Origin of the sequence: Streptomyces sp. NPDC032472, assembly GCF_040636955.1 — a bacterium.
Classification (GTDB): domain Bacteria; phylum Actinomycetota; class Actinomycetes; order Streptomycetales; family Streptomycetaceae; genus Streptomyces.
Genome location: NZ_JBEZVK010000064.1, coordinates 1 through 14783 on the forward strand (window position 1 = coordinate 1; position 14783 = coordinate 14783).

Below are 14783 nucleotides of genomic sequence, written 5' to 3' on the forward strand. Positions count from 1 at the left end.
CCGCTACGAACGCAAGGCAGAGCACTTCCTCGCGTTCGTCGGCATAGCCGCAGCCCTCATCTGCCACCGCCGCCTCACCAAATGAAACGACCTCTTAGCCGCGGATAGGGCTCCCGGGTGGGGTCCAGGACGCAGACGTGCAGCTTGTCGCCGGCGCGGGGCGGCGCCACACTTTCGTCCCACCAGGACGGGTGCTTCACCTGGTCGATGAACCCGAATACGCCGATATTCCCGTCTACTTCCACCTTCGAACCGAAAGGGGCGACAGCGACGATCGTCACGTCAAGTTCCTCGTGTTGGCGGAATCTCAATTTGGCCCTCCAAAAATCTTGACCCAGCTACGCTTCAAGGTGAGTTCGTTGAACCGGTCGAGCTTTTCCACGGGTATCTCGAACTCGATTCGTGGTGCGTGGATCTTCGCGTGCTCGCCGAATTCATCAAGGGATGATGGGTGCATCTCGTACTTGACCGTGCCCCTGGCGAAGTTCACCCCAGTCGGGCCGGCGTACTCGGCGGCAACGGCCCGCTCGCCGAAGTAGATCTTGCCGTCCGAGATGACCCCTGGAGTGACCTCCACTCCAGGTTGATGGTTGGCAGGGTTCGGGCCGTGGTCCAGTTCGTACTGGGCGTGGGCTCCCTTCGGTGTGCGGTAGATCGGGACGTAGTCCGGGGCCAAGCCCAGGTAGTCCGTCCAAGCATGCGCGTTTGCCACATACGTGAAGGGGTTCGGCGCAGGGGTGAGACCGAGAGGGTCCGCGGTGAGGTGGCGGGCGTTCTCTGGGTCGTAGTGGCGGAAGTAGTTGTAGTGCAGGCCCGTCTCCGGGTCGGCGTACTGGCCCGGGAAGCGGAGTGGCGTGTAAGCGGTGCTGTGCGTCGCCCAGGTGGTGAGGCCCCAGAGTGTGGACCGGGTGTGCCATGCCACATTGCCGGACTCGTCGACCAGTTCGGTGGGGGCTCCGACCAGGTCGGTGACGATCGCAAAGAACCGGGAATCCACCTCTTCACGCGATGCGTCGAGGATGCGTTCCGTCTGAGCGATGGGCCGGATGTCCTCGTGGTCCCAGGTGATGGCTACGACGTGGGGCTGCTCAGTCGAGCTGCTGGTCTGCTCGCACAGGATGTTCCCGTCCCAGGTGAAATCGATCCGCTCGGCGACGCTTTCGCCGTCTTCCGCCAGGCGGAGCTTGGCCGTACGGCGGCCGGGGGGGTCGTAGAGGTAGCGCCATTGGGTGCCGTCAGGGGTGGTCGCGGAGACGAGGCGAGTCGGTCAGCAGCCGGAGCTCAATGCTGGCGTCGTCACCGAGGACACGGAGGGCGTCGGCCCTCACGTCACGCGCTGCTCGGTACACCTGCGTTCGCGAGGATGTCGCGTGCCGGCAGCACCGTGCTCTGGGCGGCGGTGAGGCCGGAGGCTGCCACATGGGCGTCCACGATCCGAAGGCCCGCCGCATATCCGGCGAAGTCGGGTAGTCCGGCAGGCTGGTGCCCCATGTGCTGTGCGGTGGCGTCGCCGTACACGTACGCGGGCAGGTTCTGCATCCCGGCCACATCGATCCCGGCTGCGACCTTCTTGCATACGTCGTTCAGTTCCGGGCCGGACAGCGCCGTCGTCCAGGGGCCCATGGCCGGCTCGCCCGCCAGTTCCCGTACGAACGCCTCGGCCAGCCCCTCGGCCACGACCTGTTCGCCGACCGTGACCGTCATCGGATTCCAGACCACGTTGGCGTAGGGCACGTTGTGGTGGAGCTCGTGCGCGGCGGCGTAGCCGATCTTCGCCAGGCTGGTCCGGGTGGGCCACATCGTCAGCTGGATCGCCCCGGGGATACCGCCCATGCCGAGGTAGCCGGCATTGCTGATCGTCAGCAGGTCGTCATCGGGGTCGCCGAGGACCAGCACAACATGCACGGTCTCGGCGCTCTTGGCTCCGGGCACCGCGCCGCGCAACCGCTCCCATGCCGCGGCAAGGCTGTCCTCGATCCGGTGCCACACCCCCGCGTCCCGCATCTGACGCAGGGCCGTCAGGTAGCGCGGGTCCTCACGGTCGATCCGGAAGCCGCTGCCCCTCTTGTGCATATGGACCACGTCCACGCCCACCGTGGACATCACGCTGTGCAAGGGGCTGAGCATTTCCCGTAAGGCGTCGGGCCGCTCCTCCAGCGGGCGCTGCAGGAGATCGAGCATGGAGGGGCCGTGTCATGCACAATGATCTTCATGGCCTGGGACCGTAGAGCCTCACGTTACGGGAGGGGCAAGTCAGAAGGTTCTGGGCCTTCGTTCCTGCCGGTGACCACGCTGCCTGACGGGCCCGTCCTGGTCGCTGTGCCACCCCATGGCAAAGTGATCACGCTGAGTTGTCTGTGATGGGGGAACGTGTGAAGCGGCATATGAGGTGGGTGGCGGTCGCGACGGCCACGGTGGCGCTGGCCGGCTGTGGCGGTGGCGGCGGGGCGAACGGAAGCCTGTCGGCGGCCGGACCGGGACAGGATTCCGTTCCATCGGGGCCCTACCGCTTGAAGATGCCCAAGGCGGTGCTCAGGGGCACCTTCACGGAGTCGGATCATTCCGAGGCCGATCAGAACATTGCGTCCAGGCTCTCCGGCCAGATCGAGAACGGCCACTCTGCGTTCGCCGCCTATCAGCCAGCCGACCGGCAGTCGGATACGTCGGGCCCTGTGCTGTCGGTGACCGGGGTGTACGGAACCGTGCTCAGCCCAGTCACAGCCCGCGACCAGTTCCTCAAGATCCTCGACAGCCGGACCTTCGTCCCGGACGAGCGTTCCGTCGTGATCATTGGTCCGCGCACGATCATCCCCCAGGGCTCCTCGGAACCCGTTTCCTGCCGGATCGTTCGGAAGACCAGTGAATTCGGGACAAGCTGGCGACCGGACTGCTCCTGGGCCGACGGATCGGCCGTTGTCGAGGTCACCCAGACCGTGGACCTCGCCAAGCCTCCTGCCGAATTCGACCTCGCGGCCTTCGCGGCCAAGACAGCGATCGTCCGCAAGGAGGTCCGCGCCCCTATGGCGTCGTAGCCCGGTTCCAGTTCCGGTTCCCGTTCCGAGTATCGGAGTTGGCCATCCGGATCGGGTACCGCGCTCAGCCGCAGTTGGAGGTCTCCGTCGGGCGCTGCTTTCCCCGTGCGGCAGGAGAATGCCGCCGGCCCGGCGGCAGGTTGACCGTGGTGCCGTTGTCGGTGAGCCTGGCCGGGATGTTCGTGCTCATGACTGGTCCCATGCCTCGATGGTCAGTACCTGGTCCGCAGGGCAGTCGGCCATGAGGTCGGTGTTCCACTCCATGAGGCGGTGGGCGGTTCGGGCAGGGTTCGGCGGTCCGTCGGCGAGTAGCTCCAGCACTTCGCCGGCGCGGGCGGTCCAGCGGTGGGGGTAGCCGCTGACGTTCAGTTGTTCGGCCTTGCCGGCGTCGACGAGTTCCGTGAGCCAGTTCAGTGCCCTCACGTGGGTGTCTTCCCAGCGTGCCAGGATGGCGGTGCTGTGACCGTACCGGTTGCGGTCCAGTTCCTCCGGGGTCCGGCACCATATGGTGATTGCCCAGCCAAGCATGTCGTGTATTCCCTTCTGTTCGGGGTGGGAACGCCAGAAGCGAGCATATGGTCCGCCGTCAGATCGACCTTGCCGGTGGTCAGGCACATCTCGCCGGGAACGGGAGCGCAGCACGTGTCTGCCCGCAGGCAAATCGCCGTGACGTGACCAGTTGTTGTTCGAACTCGGCTGGTGTGAGGTACCCGAGCGCGGAGTGCCGACGGCCCGGTCGTAGAAGAAGGACTCGGCGAGGGCATGTCGTAGCTCGAGCCGACCCAGCCCGTACCGCGGCGGATGCCGTGCCGGCAGCGGACCCCGGCGGAGGCGGCCGTGCTGTACTGGGCTCCCCTGTCGGTCCGCAGGACAACGCAGCGGACCCGGCCGCCGCGGGCGGCCACGGCCATCTCGATCGCGTCGGTAACGGGTCTGCTTCTTCGGTCTCGCCGGCACCGGTGGTGTCTGAGCTGTCCCGGGGACTGACCGAGGGGGGCAGGAGCTGGTCATGACCGTGCGGCCGTGCAGATCAGGCCGGCCAGGGCGACGCGGCGGCAATGCACCGGGCGCGACGCGCCCGCTGGGGGTCCCGGCCTCGGCGGGCAACTGACAGGCCAGCGCCTTGACCTCGGCAACGTGCAGCACGGTGAACGAGACCGGCCGGCCGCACCGCAGGCGACGGGAACCGCTGCGCACGCGTGGCATCGGCCCTGCGCAGCCTGATCGCCGTGCCGAAAAAGTCGCGGCGCTGGGTGGCCAGCCACCGTCCGATGTCCTTCCCGTGCCGGGTCACCCCAGGCACGATGGCCGCGAGGCGGGCGCCGTCGTCCAGGAGCTGGGCGAGGTAGGCGTAGTGGCGTCGTCAGTCGACCGTCCCCTCGAGCGCGCTCGGGTTCCGTCCCGGGCGGCGCCGGCCCGGCGGCGCAGCCGGCCGACGGCTTGCGGCCGAGCGCTACGGCAGAGGCCATGGCCAAGCTTGAACGCGGCGGACGGGACGCCGCTCTCCAGCCGGGTGCCGATGGTCTCGTACGAGGCGGTCACGGTCCTTCCCTCAGCGTTCGTCACGGGCCGGAGCAGGAATCCGGACAGCCACGACCTCCCGTGGCGGACGGTCGGGCCGACTCAGGCGGCGAGGGCGACAGCTTTGACATCACTCAGGCGCTGGGGCAGCCGGGCACGTGCCTGCGTTGCTCTGTCCATCACCTCGGTCCGCCGCACCTCATCCGCGCCTGCTGCGTGAAACGCCTTGCCGAGACCGGTGAACTCGTCGGCCAGATCGCTCAGCGCTGCACCCGCGGCGGCCACCTTCTCCCGTCGCCTCTCCTGGTCGTCTCCATTTTCAATGAGGAGCTCCGCCTCGTAGGAGATACGGAACCGCATCTCGAAAATCAGCTTCAGCGCCTCGTCAACGATGTCGTCGATGGCAGCCAACTTCCACTCTCTTCCTCTGGGAACGGTCCTGCACCAGCTGTCCCGGCTCGCGGGCCCCGGGCCCTGACAGCCTCGGCGGCGGCGTGCCGAGCATTGTCCCAGGATGATGCAGTTACCCGGATCTCGAACCGCGGCGTGCCGCGGCCTTCCTCCGCCCGAGGCGCGTCGGCCTCGTGGCCGGGCGAGCCCGCCGGAAGAGGTGGAGGGGGACGTCGGCGCGGCGGGCGTCGGATGGTGGGCCGGGTGGTCGCTGCGCCCGCCGCCGAGCTGCGCGGATCGTCCGCGCCCGCGATACGGCCCTCGGCGCCGTGCGAAACGCGGGCGGCGACCTCCCGCTGCAGGCAGGCCGCGAGGTACTCCTCGTGGGTCCAGCCCTCCGAACGGGCTCGGTGAGTGTCTGGTGGCGGGCCCAGCAGCGGGCATGGCGGGCGACTTCAACGCCGTCGCAGGTCACAAGGACCTGGTCCAGGTCGGCGGCGACCTCGATCCGGCGGCCGATGGCCAGCGGGTGGACTGAAGGACTGTCCCGCAGTGCCTCCCGTGGAGGGTGGGATGTCAGAGGAAGGCCAACGGGACGCCCTTCTCGATGCAGTGCCGCAAGACGCCCGCAAGCCGGCGGCCATCCTCGATGTGCTGCTGGAGGAGCTGGTCGCCGCCTTCCCGTGCCCACTGGCACGGACGTGACCAGGGCCTCCAAGCGGCCGCGGCACTCGGCATACAGCGGGTGTAGGAGCTCCTGGGCGCCCTTCCACCTGCGGCTGCCGCCCCGTCATTCGCATGCACAGCATTCAGGACAAGAAGCTGTTTTCAGGCCGAACATCTGCAAACGTGGGCAGGGCGGCCGGTGCCAGCGCTGGCCTCCGCGCACAGTGTCTGCCGATCTTGGTACCCGCCATCAAAGACAGCGAATCCCGAGAAGGGGGAAGCCGCAGTGAGCAACGAGGTACTCCTCGAAGGCGAGAAGAACATGACCGAGGCCCTGGCCGCCGCGCAGCGGGCCTTCGCGAGCATCCGCATCGGCCAGGCCAGTCCGGGGATGCTCGACGGCGTCCGTGCGGACTACCGCGGCGCCACCATCCCGGTCAGCCAGCTTGCGGCCATCACTGCCCCTGACGCCCGCACGCATGTCCTCGAGGCATCCGACACCGATGCGGCGCGCGCGATCGAGAAGGCGATCCGCGACGCGGACCTGGGCTTGAACCCGGCCGTGGACGGCAAGACGCTCCGGATGAGCGTCCCGGCGCTGACCGAGGAACGCCGCAAGCAGATGACCCAGATGGCCGAGACCACGGCCGAAAAGAGCCGGGCCTCGCTCCGCGATGCCCGCGACGACGCGGCGGACGCCCTCGACCAGCTCACCCAGGACGGCAAGCTCAGCGAGGACGAGATCCTGCGCACCAAGACGCAGCTCGACCAGGCGCTGCAGCAGAACATCGCCAAGGTCGAGGAACTCCTCGGCCAAAAGAAGGCCGCACTCACCTGAGCTGAGATGGCGCGGCGTGCCTGCCCGACATGCAAAAAGGAAAAAAAGGGGGCAGCCACCCAAGGGTGGCTGCCCCCTTGGGCATCACTGCCGCGGCCGCGCCCACCGCGTCTGCTGCAACCCACACCCCCGGTCACCCGTGGGAGGGACCTGCCAGCCGAAGCAAGCCGGGCGGGCAGGGCGCGGGGCCCATGATCGGCGCATGACGTCTTTCCTCAGCCGCCGCCTGTTGCTCAAGCACGCCGCGGCCACTGCCGGAATCGGTGCGCTCGTGGCATCCGGTACGACCGCCCCCGCCGCAGTCGCCTCCGCCCGCCGTTCATCCGGGGCCGGGGCTCTTCCGGAGATCGGGCAGACACTCCGCTTCACCGCGAGCGGCCTCGGCGCCACCTTGGTCGTCAACCTGCCCCCGCCGCTGCCGACCCTGAACTTCACCGGCTCGCGCACGGTGAAAGTCATGGCCGGCGGCGCGGACTTCGTCCGCTTGCATTCCTGATGGAAGCGAGCCACCCGCTGTTCGGGAAAGTCACCCTCCAGCAGCCCGACACCGAAACCGCCGGCGCCAGCACCCTCGCTCTCACCCCCGGTGGGCTTCAGGAGGCCTGGATCCAGCCGATGACCATCACGTTCGAAAAGAGCGGTGAAACCGCTGGCCCCTTCACCTTCGAGGCGTTGCAGCCGGGACGGTGGACCGCCCACCACGCCTCTTTCCCCCCGCCCGCCCAGGAAACGAACGAGGACGGCTCCCCGCAGGGCGGGACGCTGTACACCCTCCAGCAGCCGATCTCGTTCGGCCCCAGCGCCGCCTACCCCGCCCCCAATACCCCCGACACCTCCACCAACGCGCTGACCGCCCCGCTGCCGAACAACGACAACGCCTACCTCAAGCTCCAAGCGCTCGACATCAGGCAAGGGAAGTAACCCCCGGAATTGGACCGGTCCGGCCAAATCCCCGCAACCACCCCGGGCAACCTGGCCGGACCGCGCGGCAGGCCGCACCCGCCCGCTACGTCCTGTTCTGGGCCTTCGTAGGTCTCGGCCTCGGACTCACCGCGCTGGGATGGGCTGCCGGACGGCGGGGCGAGCGTCCAGCGTCGAACGCAGGCGCCCCGCGATGGGCTGGTACCGCTGGACGAAGCTGGAGTCCTTCAACTGGTCGGCCTCGGGCAACTGCCTGTGCGGGTGAGGCCGGCGACCGGCGAGCGACCAGCCCAAGGGGCGCAGTCCGGCATGGTCCATGTCCCGGTCGACGCCCGCCAGGTAGTCCGCGTCGACGGGCAGCTCCCCGTTCGACTGCCAGATCACCCCGTCCAAGGCGATGGGGAGGTGCGGGAACCCGAAGAGGAAGTCCAGACAGCGCTCGCGCAGAACCGCCGCGCTCTGCTCGGGACTCAGCGGCACGCCCCTTTCTCCGCCGCCGGGGCCGGGGAGTGCGGTCCTGCAGTCTGTGTCGGGGAAGATGTCGATCTCGCCGACGACGACGTGCGTCGTCGCGTTCTCACGGTCGGGGTAGGACCAGTGCTTCGGCACGAGGACGATCACGTCGTAGGTGCCGAGCGCGTCGGCCACCGCCGCAGTGAGGGGGCGCCTGTCGGTGCGGGGCAAGCCGCCGCGGTCGCTCTCCTGAGAGGGGTGGCGGACCTGCCACATGCAGGTGTGGCGGGCCAGAAGGCCAGGGCCGTCCTGCGAGGCCCACAGGGTGCTGGTGGTCGGCTCCGGCGGGCTGGCCGGCTCGATCTCCTTCTTGCGGCGGCGGCTTCGGCTGCGCCCCACGCCGCTCATGGTCCACCGCCAGTAGTCCTCGGCTTCCTCGAGGAGCAGGACCCGCTGTCCGCTGTGCGCCCAGGCCGCCGCGATCCCGCCGACCAGGTGGTAGAGGTTGCCCGAGTGCTCCGCCAGGAACCGCAGGACGTGCGGCGTGCGCGGCGTCGCTTCGCTGGTCTTCGCGCGGCGTAGGGCCTCGGTGTACTTCCCTCCACTTCGGCTCGCCCGGCGGGCGCTCTGCGCGGCGGTGGACTGGTTCTTCGGCATGACGTACTCCTCTGCCGGACCGGGCCACGCCCCCGGCACCGGCTCGTACGACTGCCGTGGACACGACGGAACGCAAGAACGGTCGGGAGCGGGCCCCTCAGGACCTTGACCTCCGCGTCCGGCGGCGTGGCTCCGGAGGCGGGCGCGCCGCAGGTACGCCATCACGTTCGTATCCGCCGCCAGCTCCCCCTCGGCCGCCTTCAAACCCACCCGCAGAAACGCCTCCTGCACCAGTTCACTCAAGAGTCCCGCAGACTCCACAGCCCTTCGTAGTTCAGGTCGAGCGTCCGCCAAGGGGCGAGGCTCGGCAAAGAGAACCCGGAGGACACGGCGACCCGACTTTTTAATAAACCGTTGGGCAAGACCGGGTGCCCAGTGTTCTTGGGGCAGCACATCGGGCCGGTCTGCTCCGCTCAGGTGCTGGCGGTCCGGGTGATGTCCTTTAGGGTCATGGCCGCTTGAGGTAGCTGATCCGCACCAGCGGGTGTCGACCGCTTGGGGATCGGCGGTGAAGTCGCGCATGACCAGGTCGGGGCGGGTGGCCGCGGCGGGATCCGGGATGGTGGTGCGGTGCCCGCGCCGGCGGTGTCGGCCTTCCAGGCCGGCGTCCCGCATCAGGCGGGCGATCCTGCGCCTGCCGCAGGCGTGGCCCTCGGCTTTGAGGGCTGCGTGGATTCTGGGGGCGCCGTAGGTGCCGCGTGACCGGGCGTGGATTTCGCTGATCAGCGAGGTCAGTTCCATGTCCTGGCGGGACCGGGGGCCCGTGGCGGTTTGGCGGCGCTGGTAGTAGGCGGATCGGGAGACCTTCATCAGCTCACACGCCCGTTTGACGCTGTGACCTGTCTGCTTCTCCGCCTCGATGAACGGGTCGACCGTCACCGGGTCCCCCTCGCGAAGAAAGCCGTGGCTCGCTTGAGGATCTCGATGTCCTCCCGCAGACGGCGGTTCTCCCGCCGCAGCTCGGCCAGCTCCGCCCGTTCGTCACGTTCCAGGTCCTTGGGCTGGTGGCTGTCGTCGGACTGGGCCAGCCACAACCGCACTGCGGACTCCGTCAGGTCGAAGTCCTTGCAGACATCCGGCACCGACCGGTCCCCGCGCAGGCACAGCTCCACGATCTCGGCCTTGTAATCGGCTGTGAACTGCCGCCGCTGCCGCGGCTTCTTCTTCGGCATGTTCTCCATCATGGACATCCCTCCCCGGGCACAAGCCCAGATCTCGGATGTCCGTCAAACCGAAGCAACCCCAACCCGCACCGCTCCGAAGCAATGATCCGCATCGCGATGATCGACCTAATGAGCCGTCGCCTCACCCGAGAAACCACCCTGGACTGGCGCGGCACATAGCTCGCCCGGACATGCCTCGACGGTAGCGAGTCAGCCCTCGTCAAAACCGCGGAAGGTCCCTGATTCATCAGCAGCGTCGGCGAACTCAGCAAAGTCCATGTTGGCGATGCTCAGGTTGGCCGAGACATCAGGGAACCACTGAGCAGGGAGCCTGAACGTCCGCCCAGGCTCGTCCGAGAGGTCCACGGCCAGGAGCGCGTGATGCGGATCCTCCATCGTGGCCGCGTCGGCCAGGAAGACGTGGATGATCTGGGCTTCTTCATCCGCAGCAGCCTCTTCATCCACCAATACCCGGACCCCCGCGCCGGCGAAGCGAAGCTCGCTGACATACGTGGCATGGCAGTACTCGTCGGCCGCGTCGAGCGCGGCTCGAACCGCGTCCCAGGCTCTGTTGTCACGGAAGTCGGTACGCAGCACCAGCGAGGTCAGATCATCAGGCTGAGGCAGAGGCATCCCGTGATCCTCGCACCCGCCGCTGACATCGACCGTCGCACCCACCGCACCTGCGAAACTCCTCCAACCGCCTGGCGATATCAAACACCCCCGCCAGGACAAAACGCTCTTTAACTGCGGGCCGGCCAGTGCCGCCAGTGGGTCAGTCCGGCCGCGGCTGCCGTGGCCTCCTCCTCGTGCAGCCACGCATGGAGGAAGGCGGCGGCCGGGTTGCGTACACCCGTGTCTGTGCGGCGCTGGGCACCGGCTGCCGCAGCGCAGTGGGCGTTGGCCTGGGTGATGGTCTTCAGCCGTTTCTGACGCCTGAAGCAGGCTGCGGAGCGGCTCGGATACCCGGCGGGCGCACTTGGAGCGGTGCAGTGTCCGCCACCGATAGCTGCTGTGCTGGGTGGTCGCGGCGGAGGCTGGGGCGCTCCGCCCTGGAAGTCGGCTGTAGGGCTGGAGGATTCGCCAATCCTACGGGGCATTCGGGCTTTGCGGCCGGTCTCCAGGTGCCACTGCGGACAGCGGCTGAGGGCGGTTTGTGTGGGTCGGGGACACTCCCTGACCGGTGACGAGCCGTGCCTGCGGCTGCTGTGGCGGGGCGATGGTGCCGGCTCCGCGGGCGCTGGGGCGGCCGGTGGTCGGTTTTCAGCCGCTCTCTCTTACGTTAGATTCAGTGAAGTCCGATGGGGCGGTGCGAATCCTACTGAAGGTCAGGCCACTACTTCTTTTTTGACGTTAGAAATGAATATTTCGACCAGGGTCTCACATTCTTTGACGGCCTCAACGTACTTATTTCCGTTGTATGGCTCAGTGCCTTGAAGCCCGAGCTGCTTTGCAGCCTTTTCTCGAGCGGCAGATAGTTTGCGGGCGATGTCACCTGAGCTCGGGGTGCCTACAAGGATCACGGCTACTTCGGTCTGCCAGGATCGGGTGTGAGCCGGGATAAATGCTTTGTTGTATTCGTCGAGAGCCATTTGATACGTTTTCGCACTCTCCTTCTCGTCTTTCTCCAAGACCCATGCGTCGAGGATATTGGATACGCCATTTGCCTTGATTTCCCATGTTTGATATTCGGAGACCAGGTCGACGTAACTCTTCCGGCGGATGTCGGCTCGCCTTTCTTCACGGGCATGTTTCTGGGTGTCTTCGTTTTGTTGGTAAACGAGAAGGCTTCCGGCGACTCCACCTAGCGAGCCGATGAGGGTTCCGGCGATGCCGGCCAGGGCCACCCAGCGAGGGCTGGACCCGCCACGCACACTGGTCTCTTGTTCCGATTTGCTTTCCACAGGTCTACTTCCTACCCGGTCTGGCACGAAAGTACAGCGTGATTAGGCTGGGAGGGTGGAACCCCACAGGCAGTGCCTGCGGCCTCAGGGGACCACGGCACCCCCTCCTCGTTGCCAGCTGCCCCGGATGTCGTTGAGGGGGAGGGTAGTTGGGCTATCAGGGGGTCGGTGAGCTGGGAGTTGCAGGTTGGGTTGAGAACGGGGTGCGCCGGGTGGGAGCGGTTTGACCTGGGGTTCTTTCGTTGGTTGAGAATCTTGTTGGTGTTGCAGATGGTGCCGACCGAGCCACACGATGGGGTGGAGTTACCCGCCGACCTCCCCCCAGCAGATCCACTCCGGGCGTCTCCAGCCCGGCCGCCGGCTGCCCCCTCTTCGGATCATGGCTGAGCACTACGGCATCTGCGTCGCGACCGCCCGGTCCGCCCTGAAAGTCCTCCAGGCGGTCAGAACGGGGAGGCCGTGTGAGCGCAAGAGGGCGCCGGCGCCGAGGAGGTTGCGGGCACGGCCCGGCTGGCCGGGCAGCAGGTAGCGCGTGCCGTCGTCGAGCTGGCGCCGGAAGTATCCAGTGCCGCACAGCAGCTACTGGATGCTCTTGAGATGCGGATGTCCCGGGTCGGCGGGGCAGGCGAAGACGTTCAGCTTGCCCCACCGGCCCACCTGGACCTGGGTGGGCTCGCCATCCCCACCGACGGCCGGATCCTGCTCCTCCAGCGGCATCCAGCTGCTGCTTCCGCCGTCCCACTCCTTGCTATCGATGGTCAACAGCAGTTCCATCGGGGCCGCGCAGGCCGAGCAGGCAAGAGTGGCGGCGTCCGTCAGGTTCCAGGACGCGTAGCCCCCGGCGCGCCAGCCGGGCGGGATGGACAGGTCGAACTGGTAGGTCGGCCAGTCCCATTCCTCTGCGTCCGCTTCCTCGGCCTCTTCTTCGAGGGCCTCTTCTCTGGCTTCGATCCGGGCGCACAGTTCTTCGGGTAGCAGCCCGGTGAAGGGGTACGTGACCACCTGCTCGGGGTGTAGCACGCACGGCTCGGGTACGTATCCCTCGAAGCCCACGACCTCCGGCAGGAGCGGCTGCGCCACCACCTCGACGACCTCCCACGACCGGCGCCAGCGCAGGTCCAGCAGCATGCCCGTCCGGTTCTCGCCGTGCGCGTCGAAGGGGCACCAGAACACCTGGAGCAGGTCGCAGTCCTCCGGCCCCGCGAGTAGGTCGGGTACGTCCCGGCGGTACAGCTGGGCCAGACCGATCATCGGGAGCGGATCCGTCTCCCCGCTCTCTCCCGCCGCCCGATGCCTGCGCCGAAGCTCCTCCAGGAGCCGCCGCTCCTCGTCCGTGAGGCCGGCGGCCGGGTCCCGGGCCCATGCGCCGGTCAACAGCTGCCGCTCCCGGTGGATGTCTGCGGGGCGCCGGCCGCGCCTGTGGGGATGCGGATCGGTGCACACCGGCCACGGCTCGTCCACCGGCCAGAGCATCGGCCCGCCCACGGAGCTCACCGACGCGTCGGGGTTGCCCGGTCGCGGGTGCAGCCGGGTGGTCGTGCCGCGGTGGGCGGCGAGCCCGGGGAAGAGCCCCTCGACGTCGAGCGGGCGCGGTGGCGTGGTCCTCGTCATGGTCCCGAACCCTAAGGCCCGCCGACCAGGCTTTCAGCCAGCCGGTCGGATGTGGGTGAGATGGCGTGTCAGACGATGGCGAGCCGGTCTGCTACCAGTTCCACCCTGCGTTCGGCGTCCCCGGGAGGCAGCCGTCCCGCCCGGGTCAGGGTCGCCAGTCCGTGCAGGGCCGCCCAGAACACCTCGGTGAACAGCCCCGGGTGGACGCCGTCCCCGGCGACCTCGCCGAGGTTCTCCAGCAGGGCGGCGAAGGCGTCCTTCAGCGGCTCGGGAGTGTCCTCGTGTGCGAAGGCCAGGCCGCCGTCGAGTTGGAACATGGCGTCGTAAACTGCCGGGTTGCGTTCGGCGAAGTCGAGGTAGGCGCAGGCGAGGGCGGTGACCCTGCTGCGGGGGCTGTCCGTGTTGGAAGCCGCGGCCCGCAGTGCGGCGGCCATCTCGGCGGCGCCTTCGAGGGCGACGGCGCCGATGATCTCGCGCTTGCCGCGGAAGTGGCTGTAGAGGACGGGCTGGCTGTATTCGATGCGCTCGGCGAGCCGACGGGTGGTGACCGCGTCCCAGCCCTGCTGCTCGGCGAGCTCCCGGGCTGTGGCCACGATGAGGCGCTCGCGTTCCGCCCGTTCGCGCTGCTTGCGTTCCTGTACCGACATGGTCCGACCCTAGCACCGCTAGACAATTGAGCAGTGGCAATACTAGCGTTGCCTCGTCAACTAGCAACGCTAGATCCGGAGGGGTTGTCATGCTCAACGCACTCGAGGTGTTCACCACCGTGGTTGTCGGCGTGATGGTGGGGGTGGAGTTCGCCGTCGCCTTCGTCATCAACCCGATCCTCAACGCACTCCCCGGCGACAGCGGCCAACTGGGCCGCGCCCACGGGGGCCGGATGCTCGGCGCCGTGATGCCGGTCTGGTACATCACCTCGCTCGTCCTCGTCGCCATCTGGGCCATTACCGGATGGCACCACCACGACACCGGCCTCGTCGTCACCGCCGGAGCGCTGCTGGGCCTCAGTGTGGTCATGTCGATCCTGCTGCTCGTCCCGATCAACAACCGGAGCAAGACATGGACCCCCGAGAACCGGCCCGAGGACTGGAAGGAGCAGATGAACCGCTGGGACCGCTTCCACTACGTCCGCGTCGCCGTGATCATCGCCGCCTTCACCCTGCTGGTCACCAGCCTCGGCTGAGCCGGGGGCCGGCCCCGTTCCCGGCACTCGCACCGCTTCCCGCGCCGGCTCGAACCACACACTCACCGGTGGCCGCCCACCGCGCTACTCGCCTCGCAGGAGGACCGGCATCCTCAAAAGCAGCGGCGCACCCTGGCTCACTCCCGGCACTCTGGCGGGTCAGGGGCAAGGGCACGCGGGTACTCGGCCGGGTCTTGATTTTCCCCTTGGTGTGCCCCAGGCAGGGCGTGCCGGGGGCTTGATGGGCCGGCTTTGTAGAGATAGCCGGAGTCGGCGACTGTCCGGCGGGCCTTCCCCCGGGTATCGCCTACCGCGACGCGCACCGGTCAACGTGGCAGGCGGGCAACCGGGACCGGGCTGCCCGCCATGGAAGTTGGCCCAGGTCCGGTTCTCGTGAACGGAAGCAAGGTGCAAGGCTAGCGGTGTGACCGCAGTGTCGCCTGA

Annotated in this window: 16 protein-coding genes and 7 pseudogenes; 8 read left to right on the top strand and 15 right to left on the bottom strand. The window is 67.9% G+C overall.

The window, feature by feature from the left end:
* Positions 1-74: 74 nt before the first annotated feature.
* From AB0F11_RS30275 to AB0F11_RS30285, 3 genes and pseudogenes are all read right to left on the bottom strand, one after another.
* Positions 75-281, bottom strand: coding sequence for a hypothetical protein (locus AB0F11_RS30275; protein WP_362180437.1), 207 nt, complete (start codon positions 279-281; stop codon positions 75-77).
* A gap of 386 nt (positions 282-667) precedes the next feature.
* Positions 668-1261, bottom strand: a pseudogene (locus AB0F11_RS30280) (RHS repeat-associated core domain-containing protein); the annotation flags it as partial.
* Positions 1262-1329: 68 nt separating this feature from the next.
* A pseudogene (locus tag AB0F11_RS30285) lies at positions 1330-2213 on the bottom strand (DUF2268 domain-containing putative Zn-dependent protease).
* Positions 2214-2393: 180 nt separating this feature from the next.
* On the opposite strand from AB0F11_RS30285, the gene AB0F11_RS30290 reads away from it, so the two are divergent.
* Positions 2394-3032, top strand: a complete 639-nt coding sequence (locus AB0F11_RS30290) for a hypothetical protein (protein ID WP_362180439.1) — start codon at positions 2394-2396, stop codon at positions 3030-3032.
* A 64-nt stretch (positions 3033-3096) separates the two neighbouring features.
* On the opposite strand, the gene AB0F11_RS30295 is transcribed toward AB0F11_RS30290, so the two are convergent.
* From AB0F11_RS30295 to AB0F11_RS30315, 5 genes and pseudogenes are all read right to left on the bottom strand, one after another.
* Positions 3097-3222, bottom strand: a complete 126-nt coding sequence (locus AB0F11_RS30295) for a hypothetical protein (protein ID WP_362180442.1) — start codon at positions 3220-3222, stop codon at positions 3097-3099.
* The gene (locus AB0F11_RS30300) at positions 3219-3560 is read right to left on the bottom strand and encodes a hypothetical protein (RefSeq protein ID WP_362180444.1); all 342 of its coding nucleotides are present in this window, start codon (positions 3558-3560) and stop codon (positions 3219-3221) included. The genes AB0F11_RS30295 and AB0F11_RS30300 overlap by 4 nt, the downstream gene beginning before the upstream one ends.
* 79 nt (positions 3561-3639) lie before the next feature.
* A pseudogene (locus AB0F11_RS30305) lies at positions 3640-3973 on the bottom strand (hypothetical protein); the annotation flags it as partial.
* A gap of 682 nt (positions 3974-4655) precedes the next feature.
* Entirely contained in the window at positions 4656-4964 is a 309-nt protein-coding gene (locus AB0F11_RS30310) for a hypothetical protein (protein WP_362180447.1), read from the bottom strand.
* A gap of 382 nt (positions 4965-5346) precedes the next feature.
* Positions 5347-5481: pseudogene (locus AB0F11_RS30315) on the bottom strand (IS21 family transposase); the annotation flags it as partial.
* A gap of 35 nt (positions 5482-5516) precedes the next feature.
* Here AB0F11_RS30315 and AB0F11_RS30320 point away from each other — a divergent pair.
* From AB0F11_RS30320 to AB0F11_RS30335, 4 genes are all read left to right on the top strand, one after another.
* Entirely contained in the window at positions 5517-5648 is a 132-nt protein-coding gene (locus AB0F11_RS30320; protein WP_362180531.1) for a hypothetical protein, read from the top strand.
* 247 nt (positions 5649-5895) lie between these two features.
* The gene (locus AB0F11_RS30325; protein WP_362180450.1) at positions 5896-6447 is read left to right on the top strand and encodes a ribosome-recycling factor; all 552 of its coding nucleotides are present in this window, start codon (positions 5896-5898) and stop codon (positions 6445-6447) included.
* 202 nt (positions 6448-6649) lie between these two features.
* Entirely contained in the window at positions 6650-6943 is a 294-nt protein-coding gene (locus AB0F11_RS30330; protein ID WP_362180453.1) for a hypothetical protein, read from the top strand.
* The gene (locus AB0F11_RS30335) at positions 6943-7368 is read left to right on the top strand and encodes a hypothetical protein (protein WP_362180456.1); all 426 of its coding nucleotides are present in this window, start codon (positions 6943-6945) and stop codon (positions 7366-7368) included. The genes AB0F11_RS30330 and AB0F11_RS30335 overlap by 1 nt, the downstream gene beginning before the upstream one ends.
* A 126-nt stretch (positions 7369-7494) precedes the next feature.
* Here AB0F11_RS30335 and AB0F11_RS30340 read toward each other — a convergent pair whose 3' ends face one another.
* The 3 genes and pseudogenes from AB0F11_RS30340 to AB0F11_RS30350 form a co-directional block, all read right to left on the bottom strand.
* A complete protein-coding gene (locus AB0F11_RS30340) occupies positions 7495-8478 on the bottom strand; it encodes a hypothetical protein (RefSeq protein ID WP_362180529.1) in 984 nt (327 codons plus the stop codon).
* A gap of 588 nt (positions 8479-9066) precedes the next feature.
* Positions 9067-9288, bottom strand: a pseudogene (locus AB0F11_RS30345) (IS3 family transposase); the annotation flags it as partial.
* Positions 9289-9356: 68 nt separating this feature from the next.
* Positions 9357-9668: pseudogene (locus AB0F11_RS30350) on the bottom strand (transposase); the annotation flags it as partial.
* A 54-nt stretch (positions 9669-9722) separates the two neighbouring features.
* Between AB0F11_RS30350 and AB0F11_RS30355 the strand changes: the two are divergent.
* Positions 9723-9821: pseudogene (locus AB0F11_RS30355) on the top strand (IS5/IS1182 family transposase); the annotation flags it as partial.
* 30 nt (positions 9822-9851) lie between these two features.
* Here AB0F11_RS30355 and AB0F11_RS30360 read toward each other — a convergent pair.
* Both AB0F11_RS30360 and AB0F11_RS30365 read right to left on the bottom strand, forming a co-directional pair.
* The gene (locus AB0F11_RS30360) at positions 9852-10319 is read right to left on the bottom strand and encodes a hypothetical protein (protein ID WP_362180458.1); all 468 of its coding nucleotides are present in this window, start codon (positions 10317-10319) and stop codon (positions 9852-9854) included.
* 650 nt (positions 10320-10969) lie between these two features.
* Positions 10970-11545, bottom strand: a complete 576-nt coding sequence (locus AB0F11_RS30365; RefSeq protein ID WP_362180461.1) for a hypothetical protein — start codon at positions 11543-11545, stop codon at positions 10970-10972.
* Positions 11546-11837: 292 nt separating this feature from the next.
* On the opposite strand from AB0F11_RS30365, the gene AB0F11_RS30370 reads away from it, so the two are divergent.
* On the top strand, positions 11838-12074 hold the full coding sequence (locus tag AB0F11_RS30370) for a GntR family transcriptional regulator (RefSeq protein ID WP_362180464.1): 237 nt from the start codon (positions 11838-11840) through the stop codon (positions 12072-12074).
* 50 nt (positions 12075-12124) lie between these two features.
* On the opposite strand, the gene AB0F11_RS30375 is transcribed toward AB0F11_RS30370, so the two are convergent.
* On the bottom strand, positions 12125-13156 hold the full coding sequence (locus AB0F11_RS30375; protein ID WP_362180467.1) for a hypothetical protein: 1032 nt from the start codon (positions 13154-13156) through the stop codon (positions 12125-12127).
* A 68-nt stretch (positions 13157-13224) separates the two neighbouring features.
* Positions 13225-13803, bottom strand: coding sequence for a TetR/AcrR family transcriptional regulator (locus AB0F11_RS30380; protein ID WP_362180470.1), 579 nt, complete (start codon positions 13801-13803; stop codon positions 13225-13227).
* An 89-nt stretch (positions 13804-13892) separates the two neighbouring features.
* On the opposite strand from AB0F11_RS30380, the gene AB0F11_RS30385 reads away from it, so the two are divergent.
* Positions 13893-14339 (top strand): DUF1772 domain-containing protein, encoded by a 447-nt coding sequence (locus AB0F11_RS30385; RefSeq protein ID WP_362180473.1) that lies wholly within the window; start codon positions 13893-13895, stop codon positions 14337-14339.
* Positions 14340-14783 lie beyond the last annotated feature (444 nt).